This is a genomic window from Citrobacter sp. KTE151, assembly GCF_000398845.1.
Lineage (GTDB): Bacteria > Pseudomonadota > Gammaproteobacteria > Enterobacterales > Enterobacteriaceae > Citrobacter > Citrobacter braakii.
Window position 1 is genome coordinate 749855 of record NZ_KB976063.1, and the last position, 15673, is coordinate 765527.

At 54.4% G+C, this 15673-nt stretch carries 14 protein-coding genes; 10 read left to right on the top strand and 4 right to left on the bottom strand.

Annotated features, from left to right (window positions below; all coding sequences use genetic code 11):
• Nucleotides 1-92 precede the first annotated feature (92 nt).
• Entirely contained in the window at nucleotides 93-755 is a 663-nt protein-coding gene (gene fsa / locus WC7_RS17825) for a fructose-6-phosphate aldolase (protein ID WP_016152384.1), read from the top strand.
• Nucleotides 756-874: 119 nt separating this feature from the next.
• On the opposite strand, the gene moeB is transcribed toward fsa, so the two are convergent.
• Both moeB and moeA read right to left on the bottom strand, forming a co-directional pair.
• On the bottom strand, nucleotides 875-1624 hold the full coding sequence (gene moeB, locus WC7_RS17820) for a molybdopterin-synthase adenylyltransferase MoeB (protein WP_016152385.1): 750 nt from the start codon (nucleotides 1622-1624) through the stop codon (nucleotides 875-877).
• A complete protein-coding gene (gene moeA, locus WC7_RS17815) occupies nucleotides 1624-2859 on the bottom strand; it encodes a molybdopterin molybdotransferase MoeA (protein WP_016152386.1) in 1236 nt (411 codons plus the stop codon). Before moeA ends, moeB begins: the two co-directional genes overlap by 1 nt.
• Nucleotides 2860-3034: 175 nt before the next feature.
• On the opposite strand from moeA, the gene WC7_RS17810 reads away from it, so the two are divergent.
• The 6 genes from WC7_RS17810 (at nucleotide 3035) to gsiD (ending at nucleotide 10287) form a co-directional block, all read left to right on the top strand.
• Entirely contained in the window at nucleotides 3035-3823 is a 789-nt protein-coding gene (locus WC7_RS17810; protein WP_016152387.1) for an aminoglycoside nucleotidyltransferase ANT9, read from the top strand.
• Between the two features lie 192 nt (nucleotides 3824-4015).
• Nucleotides 4016-4981, top strand: coding sequence for a beta-aspartyl-peptidase (gene iaaA, locus WC7_RS17805; protein ID WP_016152388.1), 966 nt, complete (start codon nucleotides 4016-4018; stop codon nucleotides 4979-4981).
• The gene (gene gsiA / locus WC7_RS17800; RefSeq protein WP_016152389.1) at nucleotides 4968-6839 is read left to right on the top strand and encodes a glutathione ABC transporter ATP-binding protein GsiA; all 1872 of its coding nucleotides are present in this window, start codon (nucleotides 4968-4970) and stop codon (nucleotides 6837-6839) included. The genes iaaA and gsiA overlap by 14 nt, the downstream gene beginning before the upstream one ends.
• 28 nt (nucleotides 6840-6867) lie before the next feature.
• Nucleotides 6868-8406 carry a glutathione ABC transporter substrate-binding protein GsiB gene (gsiB, locus tag WC7_RS17795; RefSeq protein ID WP_016152390.1) on the top strand — a complete coding sequence of 513 codons (1539 nt, stop codon included), beginning with the start codon at nucleotides 6868-6870 and terminating at the stop codon, nucleotides 8404-8406.
• 46 nt (nucleotides 8407-8452) lie between these two features.
• Entirely contained in the window at nucleotides 8453-9373 is a 921-nt protein-coding gene (gsiC, locus tag WC7_RS17790; protein WP_016152391.1) for a glutathione ABC transporter permease GsiC, read from the top strand.
• 2 nt (nucleotides 9374-9375) lie between these two features.
• The gene (gsiD, locus tag WC7_RS17785) at nucleotides 9376-10287 is read left to right on the top strand and encodes a glutathione ABC transporter permease GsiD (protein WP_016152392.1); all 912 of its coding nucleotides are present in this window, start codon (nucleotides 9376-9378) and stop codon (nucleotides 10285-10287) included.
• Between the two features lie 56 nt (nucleotides 10288-10343).
• Here gsiD and rimO read toward each other — a convergent pair whose 3' ends face one another.
• On the bottom strand, nucleotides 10344-11669 hold the full coding sequence (rimO, locus tag WC7_RS17780; RefSeq protein ID WP_016152393.1) for a 30S ribosomal protein S12 methylthiotransferase RimO: 1326 nt from the start codon (nucleotides 11667-11669) through the stop codon (nucleotides 10344-10346).
• A gap of 230 nt (nucleotides 11670-11899) precedes the next feature.
• Between rimO and bssR the strand changes: the two genes are divergently transcribed.
• Both bssR and WC7_RS17770 read left to right on the top strand, forming a co-directional pair.
• Complete coding sequence (gene bssR, locus WC7_RS17775) at nucleotides 11900-12283, top strand: biofilm formation regulator BssR (protein WP_016152394.1); 384 nt, start codon at nucleotides 11900-11902, stop codon at nucleotides 12281-12283.
• 102 nt (nucleotides 12284-12385) lie between these two features.
• On the top strand, nucleotides 12386-13483 hold the full coding sequence (locus tag WC7_RS17770; RefSeq protein ID WP_016152395.1) for a PQQ-dependent sugar dehydrogenase: 1098 nt from the start codon (nucleotides 12386-12388) through the stop codon (nucleotides 13481-13483).
• A gap of 5 nt (nucleotides 13484-13488) precedes the next feature.
• Here the strand turns inward: WC7_RS17770 and WC7_RS17765 are convergent, their stop codons facing one another.
• Complete coding sequence (locus WC7_RS17765) at nucleotides 13489-14115, bottom strand: glutathione S-transferase family protein (protein WP_016152396.1); 627 nt, start codon at nucleotides 14113-14115, stop codon at nucleotides 13489-13491.
• 328 nt (nucleotides 14116-14443) lie between these two features.
• Here WC7_RS17765 and dacC point away from each other — a divergent pair, with 328 nt between their 5' ends.
• Nucleotides 14444-15646, top strand: coding sequence for a serine-type D-Ala-D-Ala carboxypeptidase (dacC, locus tag WC7_RS17760; protein ID WP_016152397.1), 1203 nt, complete (start codon nucleotides 14444-14446; stop codon nucleotides 15644-15646).
• Nucleotides 15647-15673 lie beyond the last annotated feature (27 nt).

Here is a 15673-nt window from a genome sequence, read left to right on the forward strand (position 1 = left end):
CGAATGAAAGTTATATTGACGTGCGTCAACTAACCGTGAGGTTTCGCCGTGCTACCTTTTATTCATGCTAATTATTCGTTTGAGGAAAGGTTATGGAACTCTATTTAGATACGTCTGACGTTGACGCGGTAAAAGCTCTGGCGCGGGTTTTTCCGCTGGCAGGGGTGACCACTAACCCAAGCATTGTGGCGGCAGGTAAGCAGACGCTGGACGTGTTACTGCCGCAACTGCAGGAAGCGATGGGAGGGGAAGGACGCTTGTTTGCTCAGGTAATGGCGACCACCGCCGAAGGCATGGTCAGCGATGCGCGTAAGCTGCGGGCAATCATTGCGGATATCGTGGTCAAAGTGCCGGTCACGGCAGAAGGTCTGACGGCCATTAAATTGCTGAAAGAAGAGGGGATCCCGACGTTGGGTACCGCGGTATACGGCGCTGCTCAAGGGCTATTAGCTGCGCTTGCGGGGGCCGAATACGTTGCGCCATACGTTAACCGTGTGGATGCGCAGGGGGGGGACGGCATTCAGACGGTGACCGATCTGCAGACCTTACTGAAAATGCATGCCCCGCACGCCAAAGTACTGGCCGCTAGTTTTAAAACGCCGCGTCAGGCGCTGGATTGCCTGCTGGCAGGCTGCGAGTCCATCACGCTGCCGCTGGATGTCGCTCAGCAGATGATTAGCTCTCCGGCCGTTGATGCTGCCGTAGCGAAGTTCGAGCACGACTGGCAGAGCGCATTTGGACGCACTTCTCTGTAAGTCTGTTTTGCCGGATGGTGGCTGACACCTTATCCGGCCTACACAATGCGCTGTAGTAGGCCTGATAAGAGGCATTAGCATCGCCCTCTGGCAATAGTGCGGTGCCGACGATTTCTCTGCTAACTCCCGCAGACCTCACAGGTGGGATTGCGCATCAGCTTCATTTCGCGAAACTGGCAGGTCATGGCGTCGTACATGACGATTTTTCCTGAAGCCGGTTTACCGTAGTTAGCCAGTAGCTTAATGGCTTCCATCGCCTGTAACGAGCCGATCACGCCGATCAGCGGGGCCATCACTCCGGCCTCTACGCAGGTCAGGGCGTTTTCACCGAACAGACGGCTCAGGCAACGGTAGCAGGGCTCTCCTTCCTGGTAGGTAAATACGGTAATTTGTCCTTCCATGCGAATTGCCGCACCGGAAACCAACGGAATCCTGGCGGCGAAGCATCCGGCATTCAACTGATTGCGGATGCTGACATTATCCGTACAGTCCAGCACCAAATCGTGTTCGGTAATAAGCGTGTGAATCTCGCTCTCGTCCAGCAGGGCATTCACCGGCGTAATGGCGATATAAGGGTTAATCCGCGCCAGTGCGTCGCGGGCGGATAGCACTTTTGGCTGTCCAACGGTCGCATCGCTGTGCAGCGTCTGGCGCTGGAGGTTCGACACGGAGACCGTGTCAAAGTCGAGCAAGGTTAAATGCCCGACGCCAGCGCCTGCAAGGTACTGAGTTGCTGCGCATCCCAGTCCCCCCACACCAACGACCAGTACCCGCGCCTCCTTGAGCGCTTCCTGACCTTCGAAATCGAAGCCGCGCAGAATGATTTGCCGGTTATAGCGCATCATCTCCTGGTCGCTGAGTTCTGCCATTACAGGCCTCCAAACAGTGCGTTAAACGGCTCGACCTCAACCCATTCGCCGGCTTCGACGTTACCGCGATCGCGCTCCAGCACGATAAAACAGTTACCCTGGCTAAAAGAGCTAAAAATATGCGAGCCCTGGTGCCCGGTCGTGGTGACTTCCAGTTCGCCTTCAGCGGTACGCTGCAATACGCCGCGCTGAAAATCCAGACGGCCAGGTGTTTTCTTCAGGCGTGAGGCGGTGCGCACGCGCTGGCGAGGCGGCAGTCCACAGGCGGTGTTGCCGCTGAGTTTCGCCAGGAGCGGTTGTACCAGTTGATAAAAGGTGAGGGCCGCAGACACTGGATTACCCGGCAGACCGCAAAACCAGCTGTTGCTCAGTTTGCCAAACGCGAACGGTTTGCCCGGTTTGATGGCCAGCTTCCAGAAGGCAATTTCTCCCAGCTCTTCCAGAATAGTTTTAGTGTAATCCGCTTCGCCTACTGAAACGCCGCCGGAGCTGATGACGACATCGGCCTGGCTGTCGGCTTCGATAAACGCGGCACGCAGCGCGTTGGGATCGTCGCGAATAATCCCCAGGTTGATCACTTCGCAGCCCAACTGTTGCAGCATCAGGTGAACGGTCAGACGGTTAGTGTCATAAATCTGCCCGTCTCCCAGCGGCTGACCTGGTAACTGCAGTTCATCACCGGTAGAGAACAGCGCCACGCGGACTTTGCGTACAACGGGAGCATCGGCAACACCGAGCGAAGCCAGAACGGGAAGCTCGGCGGTTGTCAGGCGAGTCCCGGCGGGAAACACCACCGCGCCGTTTGCAATATCTTCACCGCGCAGACGAATATTTTGCCCGCGGCGGACTTCGGCGGTAAAACGCACCCCGTCGTCAGTTTGTTCCGTTTGCTCCTGCATCACCACCGCTTCACAACCAGCTGGCACCGGGGCGCCGGTCATAATACGGATGCAGGTTCCCGCAGGCCACTCGCCATGGAAAGGCTGACCGGCAAAGGCTTTACCCGCCACCGCAAGCGGCTGATCAGATTGTAAATCGGCTAATCGTACCGCATAGCCATCCATTGCTGAGTTATCGAATCCCGGTACATCAATGGGGGAGACAACGTCGGTGGCCAGAATACGGCCAAAGCATTGAACCAGCGGCAGCGTTTCGACGGAGGTGAGCGGGGTAATACGCGAAAGCATCTGAGAGAGAGCCGTTTCAAGCGGCATCAGTCCGGCGGTAAATTCCATGAGAAGACTCCTGCGGGGCAAAATCGAATCTGCTCATTATGTCAGAAAATGGACGCGGGCAGTATGCTACCTCAGGCTTAGAATCAGATCTGGTAAAGGTTTTGTGTCAGGGATAGCGCAGCAAGAAGAATGCAGTATAGACTCAATATTTCCGCTCTTTTTTCCCTGGGGCTAAATGGCTAATATTATTCCAGACGCAATTCGACGACAGGTGGAGGCCGCCAGTGCGTGCATCCGCCAGATTTTCGCGGGGAATCTCATTGCCCTTCATTTGTATGGCTCTGCGGTTGAAGGCGGCTTAAAACCCCAAAGCGACATTGATTTATTGGTCACCCTGCGTGAACCAATAAATGCCCGACAAAGAAAAAAACTGATGCAGGATTTGCTGACCATTTCAGCGCCTCCCGGCACCTCCGGGCCATATCGTGCGCTGGAAGTGACCGTGGTTCTGCACTCGCAGATCGTGCCGTGGCGATTCCCACCGGCGAGAGAAATGCAGTTTGGCGAATGGTTGCGTGATGATATTCGTGCTGGCGTGTTTGAACCGGCAATGGTGGATGCTGATCTTTCTATTCTGCTGACCCAGGCCCGGCGCGCCAGCGTACCGCTGTTCGGTGAACCGGCTGAGACGTTATTTAACGTCATTCCGTTTAGCGATGTATTGCAAACATTTCGGCATATCCTTGAGATGTGGCAGAAACCGGCTGATTTAGAGGGGGACGAGCGTAATATCATCCTTGCTCTGGCACGTATCTGGTATAGCGTGGTTACGGGTAATATTGTCGCTAAAGATGAGGCCGCATCCTGGCTTCTGCCGCAATTACCCGCTGAGCATGCTGATTTGCTGCAAGCAGCGCGTGCGGAATATCTGGGGTTAACCAAACATAACTGGGCAGCGTGTATGCCGTCTGTAGAACGCTTTGTGTTTTATGCAAAAAAACAGATTACCGATCGGCTTGAATAATTTAGCACCAACGTCGAGAGATCTCCTTTCCGTTAAACACATCTGAATGACCTGATGAGACGGGGGGTGAGGTGCGGGCCTTTACCTTTACATGACGTCTGCATCTTTCTATATTCAAAAATCGAATCAATAAGTCACCGAAATTCTGATATTTATAATCCCCCGGTACCCGCCACCTAATGGACGAATAAAATGGGTAAAGCAGTCATTGCAATTCACGGCGGCGCAGGGGCTATCACCCGCGCGTTACTGAGCCAGGAGCAAGAATTGCGTTATATACAGGCGCTGTCGGATATCGTTGAAACCGGCCAGCGGATGCTTGAAGACGGTCGTAGCGCACTGGATGTGGTCACCGAAGCCGTGCGTTTGTTGGAAGAGTGTCCGTTGTTTAATGCCGGAATTGGCGCGGTGTATACCCGTGATGAAACCCATGAACTGGACGCCTGTGTGATGGACGGTAATACGCTAAACGCGGGAGCCGTCGCCGGGGTTAGCCATCTGCGCAACCCAATTCTCGCGGCTCGCCTGGTGATGGAGCACAGCTCCCACGTCATGATGATAGGTGAAGGGGCTGAAAACTTTGCCATTGCGCAGGGGATGGAGCGCGTTTCGGCGGATATTTTCTCGACGCCAGAACGCTACGCTCAACTGCTGGCAGCGCAATCGGCGGGGGAAACGGTGCTGGATCATAGCGCGACCCCGCTGGATGAAAACAACAAAATGGGTACTGTGGGTGCGGTCGCGCTGGATATGTTTGGCAATCTGGCGGCGGCAACATCGACCGGCGGGATGACCAACAAATTACCGGGTCGGGTAGGTGACAGTCCGCTGGTCGGCGCTGGTTGCTATGCCAATAACGCAAGTGTGGCCGTTTCCTGCACCGGAACCGGTGAAGTCTTTATTCGTGCGCTGGCGGCCTATGACATTGCGGCGTTGATGGACTATGGCGGCCTGAGTTTATCGGAGGCGTGCGAACGAGTAGTAATGGAAAAATTACCGGCGCTCGGCGGTAGCGGCGGTTTAATTGCCGTCGATCACGAGGGCAACGTCGCCTTGCCGTTTAACAGCGAAGGCATGTACCGTGCCTGGGGATATGCAGGCGATACGCCAACCACCGGTATTTATCGGGAAAAAGGAGATACCGTTGCCACACAGTGATGAGCTTGACGCCAGCGACGTGCTGGCAGTCAGCAACCTGAACATTGCCTTTGAGCAGGAGCAGCAGCGCATCAGTGCGGTGCGTAATCTGTCATTTCGTCTGAAGCGTGGTGAAACGCTGGCGATAGTGGGCGAATCCGGTTCAGGAAAGTCGGTAACAGCCTTGTCGCTGATGCGTTTGATTGAACAGTCAGGCGGCGAGGTGAGCTGCGATGAAATGCTCCTTCGACGCCGTAACCGACAGGTTATTGAGCTGGGTGAACAGAGCGCGTCGCGGATGCGTCACGTGCGTGGCGCGGATATCGCCATGATCTTCCAGGAGCCCATGACATCGCTTAATCCGGTATTTACCGTGGGTGAGCAGATTGCTGAGTCAATTCGTTTGCATCAGGGGGCCAGCCACGAAGAGGCGATGGTGGAAGCGAAACGGATGCTCGACCAGGTGCGTATCCCCGAGGCGAAGGCTATTTTATCGCGCTATCCGCACCAGCTTTCTGGCGGCATGCGCCAGCGGGTAATGATCGCCATGGCGCTATCGTGTCGCCCTGCGGTTTTAATTGCCGATGAACCGACTACCGCGCTGGATGTCACTATTCAGGCACAGATCCTGCAACTGATAAAAGTGTTGCAGCAGGATATGTCGATGGGAGTGATCTTTATTACCCACGATATGGGCGTCGTGGCGGATATTGCCGATCGCGTGCTGGTGATGTATCAGGGCGAGGCGGTAGAAACCGGCAGCGTTGAGCAGATTTTTCACGCTCCCCAGCATCCTTACACCAAAGCGCTGCTGGCAGCCGTGCCGCAGCTTGGGGCGATGACCGGACAAGCGTATCCGCGCCGGTTTCCACTCATTTCGTTACACGATCCCAGTCATGTAGAACCACAGACTGAACAGGATACCGTGGTTGAAGGCGAGCCTATTTTGCAGGTACGTAATCTGGTGACGCGTTTTCCGCTGCGCAGCGGCATTCTTAATCGGGTGACCCGCGAGGTGCATGCGGTGGAAAACGTCAGCTTTGACCTGTGGCCCGGCGAGACGCTCTCGCTGGTGGGGGAGTCGGGCTGCGGGAAATCCACCACCGGTCGGGCGCTGCTACGTCTGGTCGAGTCTCAACGCGGGGAGATTGTTTTCAACGGACAGCGTATCGATACCCTGGCCGCCAGTAAGCTACAGCCGCTGCGTCGGGATATTCAATTTATCTTCCAGGACCCCTATGCTTCGCTCGATCCGCGTCAAACCGTGGGATATTCCATTTTAGAACCGCTGCGGGTGCATGGGCTACTGCAAGGCGATGCGGCGGCAAAACGGGTTGCATGGCTGCTGGAACGCGTAGGATTGCTCCCTGAGCATGCCTGGCGCTATCCGCATGAGTTTTCCGGTGGTCAGCGTCAGCGTATCTGTATTGCCCGGGCGCTGGCGCTCAATCCCAAGGTGATTATTGCCGATGAGTCAGTCTCGGCGCTGGATGTCTCAATTCGCGGGCAAATTATCAACCTGTTGCTCGACCTCCAACGAGAAATGGGGATTGCGTACCTGTTTATTTCCCACGATATGGCGGTGGTGGAGCGGATCAGTCATCGGGTGGCGGTGATGTACCTTGGGCAAATCGTCGAGATCGGCACCCGACGCGCGGTGTTTGAAAATCCGCAGCATCCGTACACCCGCAAACTGATGGCGGCAGTCCCGGTCGCCGATCCCTCACATCACCGGCCCCAGCGCGTGCTGTTGTCGGATGATATCCCCAGTAATATCCGCAAACGCGGTGAAGAGATTTCCCCCGTTTCACTCCAGCAAGTTGGCCCGGGGCATTATGTTGCGCGTGGGCAACCAGAAAATGCGCTTTCGCGTTTATAACAGGCAGGCAGGGTTTAAGGAGAATAACATGACAAAAATTGTTGCTCGAAAATGGCTGGTTGCTGTGGGAGTGGCCTCTGCGCTGGCCGCCACACCTGGCTGGGCCGCCAAAGATGTAGTAGTGGCGGTAGGATCCAATTTCACCACCCTCGATCCCTACGACGCAAACGACACGTTGTCGCAGGCGGTAGCGAAGTCGTTTTACCAGGGACTGTTTGGCCTTGATAAAGAGATGAAGCTGAAAAATGTGCTGGCGGAGAGTTATACGGTTTCTGATGATGGCCTGACTTATACCCTTAAGCTGCGACAGGGCGTGAAGTTTCAGGACGGCACCGACTTCAACGCCGATGCGGTTAAAGCTAACCTCGACCGGGCCAGCAACCCGGAAAACCATCTGAAACGCTACAACCTGTATAAGAATATCGATAAAACCGAGGTCGTCGATCCGTCGACGGTGAAGATAACGCTGAAGCAGCCGTTCTCTGCATTTATCAATATTCTGGCGCACCCGGCTACGGCGATGATCTCTCCCGCCGCGCTGGAGAAATACGGCAAGGAGATCGGTTTTCATCCCGTGGGGACCGGGCCGTATCAGCTTGAGACCTGGAATCAGACGGATTTTGTAAAGGTTAAGAAGTTCGCGGGTTACTGGCAGCAAGGGCTGCCGAAGCTGGATACGATAACCTGGCGTCCGGTGACCGACAACAACACGCGTGCGGCAATGCTGCAGACCGGGGAAGCACAGTTTGCCTTCCCGATCCCTTACGAGCAGGCGGCGCTACTGACGAAGAATAAAAACCTGGAACTGGTGGCTAGTCCGTCTATTATGCAGCGTTACATCAGCATGAACGTCACGCAAAAACCGTTCGACAACCCGAAGGTGCGTGAAGCGCTGAATTATGCCATCAACCGTAAGGCGCTGGTGAAAGTGGCGTTTGCCGGTTACGCGACGCCAGCAACTGGCGTTCTCCCTCCGTCGATCGCCTATGCGCAAAGCTATACGCCATGGCCATACGACCCGGCAAAAGCGCGCGAACTGCTGAAAGAAGCGGGTTATCCGAACGGTTTTACCACCACGCTATGGTCTTCTCATAACCATAGTACCGCGCAAAAAGTGCTGCAATTTACCCAGCAGCAACTGGCGCAGGTGGGCGTTAAGGCTCAGGTGACGGCGATGGATGCCGGTCAGCGCGCGGCGCAAGTCGAAGGTAAAGCGCAGAAAGAGAGCGGGGTACGCATGTTCTACACCGGCTGGTCTGCCTCTACGGGTGAAGCAGACTGGGCGCTGTCACCGCTGTTTGCATCTCAAAACTGGCCGCCAACGCTGTTTAATACGGCGTTCTACAGTAATAAGCAGGTGGACAGTGATTTAGCAGCAGCGTTGCAAACCAACGATCCGGCCCAGAAAGCGAAGCTGTACAAGGATGCGCAGGATATTATCTGGAAAGAGTCGCCGTGGATCCCACTGGTAGTGGAACAACTGATTTCGGCGCACAACACCAGATTGACCGGGTTCTGGATCATGCCGGATACCGGATTTAGCTTTGATGATGCGGATTTAAAATAAGCTATTCATCCGGCCCCGCCACACAGGGGCCGGCGAAGGGAGTGTGATGCTTAACTATGTTTTCAAGCGCCTGCTGGGGTTGATTCCAACTCTGTTGATTGTAGCGGTGCTGGTATTTTTATTTGTTCACCTGCTACCCGGCGATCCGGCCCGGCTGATTGCCGGACCGGAGGCTGACGCTGAGGTGATCGAACTGGTGCGTCAGCAGTTGGGTCTGGACCAGCCGCTGCATATTCAGTTCTGGCATTACATTACTAACGTGTTGCAAGGCGATTTTGGAACCTCAATGGTTTCTCGTCGCCCGGTCTCCGAAGAGATAGCCAGTCGCTTTATGCCATCGCTATGGCTGACCATTGCCAGCATGGCGTGGGCGGTGTTATTCGGCATGACGGCAGGGATCATTGCTGCTGTATGGCGTAATCGTTGGCCGGACAGATTGAGTATGACGCTCGCCGTCACCGGGATCTCTTTCCCGGCGTTTGCGCTCGGCATGCTGCTCATGCAGATATTCTCCGTTGAGCTTGGCTGGTTGCCCACCGTTGGCGCTGATACCTGGCGGCACTATATCCTCCCGTCTATTACCCTGGGTGCGGCGGTGGCTGCGGTGTTAGCCCGGTTTACCCGCGCTTCGTTTGTCGATGTGCTCAGTGAAGACTATATGCGTACCGCGCGGGCCAAAGGGGTGAGTGAAACCTGGGTGGTGTTAAAACATGGTTTGCGTAATGCGATGATCCCGGTGGTCACCATGATGGGGCTACAGTTTGGCTTTTTGCTTGGCGGCTCAATTGTCGTTGAGAAGGTGTTTAACTGGCCAGGGCTTGGGCGGCTGTTGGTGGACTCAGTCGAAATGCGCGACTACCCGGTGATTCAGGCCGAGGTGCTGTTGTTTTCTCTGGAGTTTATTCTTATTAACTTAGTGGTGGATGTGCTCTATGCCGCCATTAATCCGGCTATCAGGTACAAGTAAGGATGCGATTTTTTAACTGGCGCCGACAGGCGATTTTAAATGCGATGCCCCTTGTTAAGCCTGAGCAGATACGCACGCCGTGGCATGAATTCTGGCGTCGTTTCCGTCGCCAGCGCATGGCGATGTTAGCGGGGTTATTTGTCCTGCTGCTGATAATGGTGGCGATTTTTGCTCGCTGGTTAACGCCATTTGATGCCGAGAATTACTTCGATTATGACCGTCTGAATGACGGACCGTCGATACTGCACTGGTTCGGCGTTGACTCGCTGGGGCGGGATATTTTTAGCCGCGTGCTGGTGGGGGCGCAAATCTCGCTGGCGGCGGGGGTCTTTGCCGTATTTATTGGCGCAGCGATTGGCACCGTGCTGGGTCTGCTGGCGGGATACTACGAAGGCTGGTGGGATCGACTGATTATGCGTATCTGCGATGTGCTGTTCGCCTTTCCGGGTATTTTGCTGGCGATAGCCGTGGTCGCTGTGCTGGGCAGCGGCATTGCAAACGTGATTATTGCCGTGGCGATTTTCTCCATTCCGGCCTTCGCGCGGCTGGTGCGCGCAAATACGCTGGTGCTAAAGCAGCAGACCTTTATTGAATCCGCGCGCAGTATTGGCGCCAGCGATGCGACCATCATCTTCAACCATATCTTGCCGGGTACGGTTTCATCGATCGTGGTCTTTTTTACCATGCGAATTGGCACGTCGATTATCTCTGCCGCGAGCCTGTCATTTCTGGGATTGGGTGCGCAGCCGCCGACCCCGGAGTGGGGGGCAATGCTCAATGAAGCCCGCGCTGATATGGTGATCGCGCCGCACGTGGCGATTTTCCCGGCGGTGGCGATATTCCTGACGGTGCTGGCGTTTAACTTACTCGGAGATGGTCTGCGCGACGCGCTGGACCCGAAAATTAAAGGATAAATCACAGGCCGGATAAGACGTAACGCTTATCCGGCCTACAGTTGGGTTGCGCTTATTTAAACGCGGGTGCCCCACAGATCGTATTCATCAGCGTTTTCGACCTTCACGCGGATGATATCGCCAGGTTTCACCTTGGTTTCGCCATTCAGGTATACCGCCCCGTCGATTTCCGGAGCGTCAGCCATGCTGCGGCCAATCGCGCCTTCTTCGTCAACTTCATCAACGATAACCAGAATTTCGCGGCCCACTTTCTCCTGCAAACGTTCAGCAGAGATTTGCTGTTGCAATTGCATAAAGCGGTTCCAGCGTTCCTCTTTCACCTCTTCCGGGATTTGGTCCGGCAGGTCATTGGCGCCAGCGCCTTCTACCGGGCTGTATTTAAAGCAGCCCACGCGGTCCAGACGCGCTTCCTTCAGGAAGTCGAGCAGCATCTGGAAGTCTTCTTCCGTTTCACCCGGGAAACCGACAATGAAGGTTGAGCGCAGCGTCAGTTCAGGGCAGATTTCACGCCACTGTTTGATGCGTGCCAGTTGTCTGTCCACGGAGCCTGGGCGTTTCATCAGCTTAAGAATACGCGGGCTGGCATGCTGCAGCGGGATGTCCAGATACGGCAGGATTTTCCCTTCCGCCATCAGTGGGATCACGTCATCAACGTGCGGGTAGGGGTAGACGTAATGCAGACGAGTCCAGATCCCCAGTTTTGATAACTGCTCGCACAGATCAACCATGCTGGTTTTGACCGGCTCGCCGTTATGGAAACCGGTGCGATGCTTCACATCCACGCCGTACGCGGAGGTATCCTGAGAAATGACCAGTATCTCTTTCACGCCCGCATCCACCAGACGTTTGGCTTCGCTGAGGACGTCGCCAATCGGACGGCTCACCAGATCGCCGCGCATCGACGGAATAATGCAGAACGTGCAGCGGTGGTTGCAGCCTTCAGAAATTTTCAGATAGGCATAATGACGCGGAGTGAGCTTGACGCCCTGTTCAGGAACCAGACTCAGGAACGGGTTGTGCTTTGGTTTGGGCACATAGTGGTGAACGTGCTCCAGAACCTGTTCGTAGCTATGCGGCCCGGTGATTTCCAGCACCTTCGGGTGGACTTCACGGATCTGATCGACTTTCGCGCCCAGACAGCCGGTGACGATCACCTTGCCGTTTTCGTTCAGTGCTTCGCCGATTGCTTCCAGCGACTCCTGAACCGCGCTGTCGATAAAGCCACAGGTGTTAACGATAACCATATCCGCGTCGTCGTAGCTTGGCACAACGTCATAGCCTTCGGTACGAAGTTCGGTCAGGATGCGTTCAGAATCGACGAGGTTTTTCGGGCAGCCGAGGGAGACAAAGCCGATTTTCGGCTGGTGGGTTACATTGCTCATAGCGTAAAAATTGTTCAGTTATTGGAATATTCAGGGCACGGATTCTACAGAGTTCTGAATAAAAATTGTATCGCAATCTCATACCATCAGTCGCCACGCCCGGTGTGGAATTAAAGATTATTTGTAAATTATGTTAATTTTCGGTGATGGATTGATCCTGGACACGACTTTGTTCAAAAAATGACCATACTATTAAGTTGCACCATAGTTGGAAAGAGGAGGAACAAAGTATGGTTGTTGACAGACTGAGAACCGATCTTCTCAACAAATTGATAAACGCCCGTGTCGAACTTGCCGCTTATCTGCTGTTGAGAAAAGCGAAAGGCTACATGTCAGTCAGCGAGAGCGATCGTCTGCGTGATAATTTTTTTGTACTGAATCGCGAATTGCACGAGCAATCACAGCTTCACGGTATGCATCTTGATCAGGAAGAGTGGAATGCCCTTCATCGTGCTGAAGGGGCGTTAGCCGCCGCCGCTGTTTGTCTTATGAGTGGACATCACGATTGTCCAACCTTTATCGCCGTTAACGCAGAGAAACTGGAAAACTGCCTGACAACGCTGACGCTAAGTATCCAGTGTTTGCAATCTTATCCAACGCTGGAACACGTCTGAATCAGGGGGAGGGCGCTCCCCCTTTTCGTTAAGATTATGTAAATGTGGCGGGATAATTCCCCTTGCTGGCTACGCTTTATGCAGAGCCATTAAGGAGGTGTTATGCGTCGACTCTTTCTCTGTGCTGCCCCACTCGCGCTATTTTCCTCTTATGCCGCCGCGGTAGAGGTGGAAGTACTGCAAACGAAACTCGATCATCCGTGGTCGCTGGCGTTTTTACCCGACAATCGCGGTATGCTCATTACGCTCAAAGGCGGCCAGCTTCGACTTTGGCAGAATGGAAAGGGGCTTTCCGACCCGCTAACCGGCGTACCCAAAGTCTGGGCGAATGGTCAGGGGGGATTGCTTGATGTGGCATTAGCTCCGGATTTTAAACAATCTCGCCGGGTGTGGCTTAGCTTTGCTGAAGCTGACGGTGAAGGTAACGCCGGGACAGCGGTTGGTTACGGACGATTGAGCGACGATCTCAAACATCTGCAAGGGTTCCAGACCATTTTTCGCCAACAGCCGAAGCTCTCCAGCGGAAACCATTTTGGCGGACGTATGGTTTTTGATGGCAACGGTTATCTGTTTATTGGTCTTGGTGAAAATAATCAACGTTCTACCGCACAGGATCTGGATAAGCTGCAGGGCAAGGTCGTACGACTGACCGATGAGGGAAAAATTCCGCCGGATAATCCGTTTGTGAAAAGGGCCGGAGCGCGGGCAGAGATTTGGTCAAATGGTATCCGCAACCCGCAGGGGATGGCGATGAATCCCTGGAGCGATACGCTATGGCTCAATGAGCATGGTCCACGCGGGGGCGATGAAATCAATATCCCGGAGAAAGGGAAAAACTACGGCTGGCCGCTTGCGACCTGGGGCGTTAACTACAGTGGTCTTAAAATTCCCGAAGCAAAAGGCCCAATTGTTGCTGGAACAGAGCAACCCATCTTTTACTGGGAAAAGTCACCGGCGGTCAGCGGAATGGCTTTTTATAATAGCGATACCTTCCCACAGTGGCGGCAGAAGTTATTCATTGGCGCGTTGAAAGATAAAGAAGTGATCGTGCTGAGCGTCAAAGGGAATGCCGTCACCGAAGAGGGTCGTCTGTTGCAGGAAAGGGGACAACGGATCCGTGATGTGCGCGTCGGACCAGACGGGTACTTATACGTACTAACCGACGAGTCCGACGGGGAATTACTGAAAGTGAGTCCCTGATTTAGTTAGCTGACCGGGATCATCACGACTTTTTGAAACGCCGGACGTTCGGTCAGTTGCTGATACCAGTGCTCCAGATGTGGGCGCGGGGTCCAGCTCAGGCCAACGTTGAACAGGTTATAGATAAACGGCGCAACGGCGATATCGGCAGTGCCAAATTCAGCCCCGGAGAACCATGGCTGGTCCGCCAGCGCGTTATCCAGAATGGCAAACAGGTTATCGCACACCTGACTACCCGCCTCGATTGCCGCCATGTCGCGTTTCTCGGCAGGGGTTCTGACCAGGCCAAACAAGATAACCCGATGCGCAGGACTTAGCGTCTGGTTTGCCCAGTCCATCCATTTTTCACCGACGGCGCGCGCGGCCGGGGCGTCAATCCACAAACGCTTTTGTCCGTACTGAGCTGCCAGATAGCGGACAATGGTATTGGATTCCCAGAGAACAACGTCCGTTTCATCATCACGTAGCAGCGGGACCAGTCCGTTCGGGTTGAGTGCCAGATAGTCGGCATCGCGGTTACCGCCATGCTGTCCGCCCGCCAGAATTTGGTTATACGGCAGTTCCAGTTCCTCGAGCGTCCACAATACTTTTTTTACGTTGGTCGAGTTATTGCGACCCCACAGTGTAATCATAGTAACCCCGCAAATTAATTGAGCAGCTTTATGGCTGCAGATGCCATCTGACTAGCCCACATGGTGGGGTAAACCTAATATTTACGCAACAAAGTCTAAAAAAATCGTGCCGGGAGCAGCGCAGCGCGGTGTTATTGCATAAACTTTAAAAACTTTACCAACTTACGGTTTCTTTAAGCTCGTTAGTGCGTTATTACTCACCGCACTTATTTTACACGTCATCCATCAGACCTTTTCTGCATGGGTTGGCCAGGGTCGCTTGGCCGGTTTTGTGTAAACACGGTGTGGTATGACGTGGTTTTTTGGAATGGATACTCGGGTGGCATTTATGACGCAATACTTCTCTTCACTTCGCAGCTTTGCTGCAGGTTCTGTACTCTTAATCCTTTTGGCGCCGAGCGTACAGGCGGCGGAGCAACCAACGGCCCCACCGAGCGTCGACGCGCGCGCGTGGATCCTAATGGATTACGCCAGCGGTAAGGTACTGGCGGAAGGTAATGCTGATGAGAAACTGGATCCTGCCAGTCTGACCAAGATCATGACCAGCTATGTAGTCGGTCAGGCGCTGAAGGCCGGGAAAATTAACCTCAACGACATGGTCACCGTGGGCAAAGACGCCTGGGCGACCGGTAATCCGGCCCTGCGCGGTTCGTCGGTTATGTTCCTCAAGCCCGGCGATCAGGTTGCAGTGTCCGATCTGAACAAAGGCGTTATCATCCAGTCTGGTAACGATGCCTGTATCGCACTGGCTGACTACGTTGCCGGCAGCCAGGAATCCTTCATTGGTCTGATGAACGGCTACGCGAAAAAACTGGGGCTGACCAATACCACTTTCCAGACTGTGCATGGCCTGGATGCGGCAGGACAGTTCAGTACCGCACGTGATATGGCCCTGCTCGGGAAGGCGCTAATCCACGATGTACCGGAAGAGTACGCTATCCACAAAGAGAAAGAATTTACCTTTAATAAAATCCGCCAGCCGAACCGCAACCGTTTGTTGTGGAGCACCAACCTGAACGTGGACGGTATGAAAACCGGTACCACGGCCGGGGCGGGATACAACCTGGTCGCTTCTGCGACCCAGGGGGATATGCGCCTGATCTCCGTGGTGTTGGGGGCGAAAACCGACCGCATTCGTTTTAATGAGTCAGAAAAGCTACTGACCTGGGGCTTCCGCTTCTTTGAAACCGTTACGCCGATTAAACCGGATGCCACTTTCGTGACGCAGCGCGTCTGGTTTGGCGATAAGAGTGAAGTTAATTTGGGCGCCGGAGAAGCGGGTTCGGTGACTATCCCGCGTGGTCAGCTCAAAAACCTGAAGGCCAGCTTTACCCTGACCGAACCACAGTTAACCGCGCCGCTGAAGAAAGGTCAGGTTGTGGGGACTATCGACTTCCAGTTGAACGGGAAATCCATCGAGCAGCGTCCACTGATGGTGATGGAGGCCGTGGAAGAGGGGGGATTCTTTAGTCGCATGTGGGACTTTGTGATGATGAAATTCCACCAGTGGTTTGGCGGCTGGTTCTCTTAATCTTAGCGTTTGCCGGATGACGCTATC

Bases quoted from the DNA above. Each gene is read 5' to 3' on its own strand.
- moeB (WP_016152385.1), bottom strand. From the start codon at position 1,624: ATGGCAGAACTCAGCGACCAGGAGATGATGCGCTATAACCGGCAAATC.
- dacC (WP_016152397.1), top strand. From the start codon at position 14,444: ATGACGCAATACTTCTCTTCACTTCGCAGCTTTGCTGCAGGTTCTGTA.
- moeA (WP_016152386.1), bottom strand. From the start codon at position 2,859: ATGGAATTTACCGCCGGACTGATGCCGCTTGAAACGGCTCTCTCTCAG.
- rimO (WP_016152393.1), bottom strand. From the start codon at position 11,669: ATGAGCAATGTAACCCACCAGCCGAAAATCGGCTTTGTCTCCCTCGGC.
- iaaA (WP_016152388.1), top strand. From the start codon at position 4,016: ATGGGTAAAGCAGTCATTGCAATTCACGGCGGCGCAGGGGCTATCACC.
- gsiD (WP_016152392.1), top strand. From the start codon at position 9,376: ATGCGATTTTTTAACTGGCGCCGACAGGCGATTTTAAATGCGATGCCC.
- fsa (WP_016152384.1), top strand. From the start codon at position 93: ATGGAACTCTATTTAGATACGTCTGACGTTGACGCGGTAAAAGCTCTG.
- WC7_RS17765 (WP_016152396.1), bottom strand. From the start codon at position 14,115: ATGATTACACTGTGGGGTCGCAATAACTCGACCAACGTAAAAAAAGTA.
- WC7_RS17770 (WP_016152395.1), top strand. From the start codon at position 12,386: ATGCGTCGACTCTTTCTCTGTGCTGCCCCACTCGCGCTATTTTCCTCT.
- gsiB (WP_016152390.1), top strand. From the start codon at position 6,868: ATGACAAAAATTGTTGCTCGAAAATGGCTGGTTGCTGTGGGAGTGGCC.
- gsiC (WP_016152391.1), top strand. From the start codon at position 8,453: ATGCTTAACTATGTTTTCAAGCGCCTGCTGGGGTTGATTCCAACTCTG.
- bssR (WP_016152394.1), top strand. From the start codon at position 11,900: ATGGTTGTTGACAGACTGAGAACCGATCTTCTCAACAAATTGATAAAC.
- WC7_RS17810 (WP_016152387.1), top strand. From the start codon at position 3,035: ATGGCTAATATTATTCCAGACGCAATTCGACGACAGGTGGAGGCCGCC.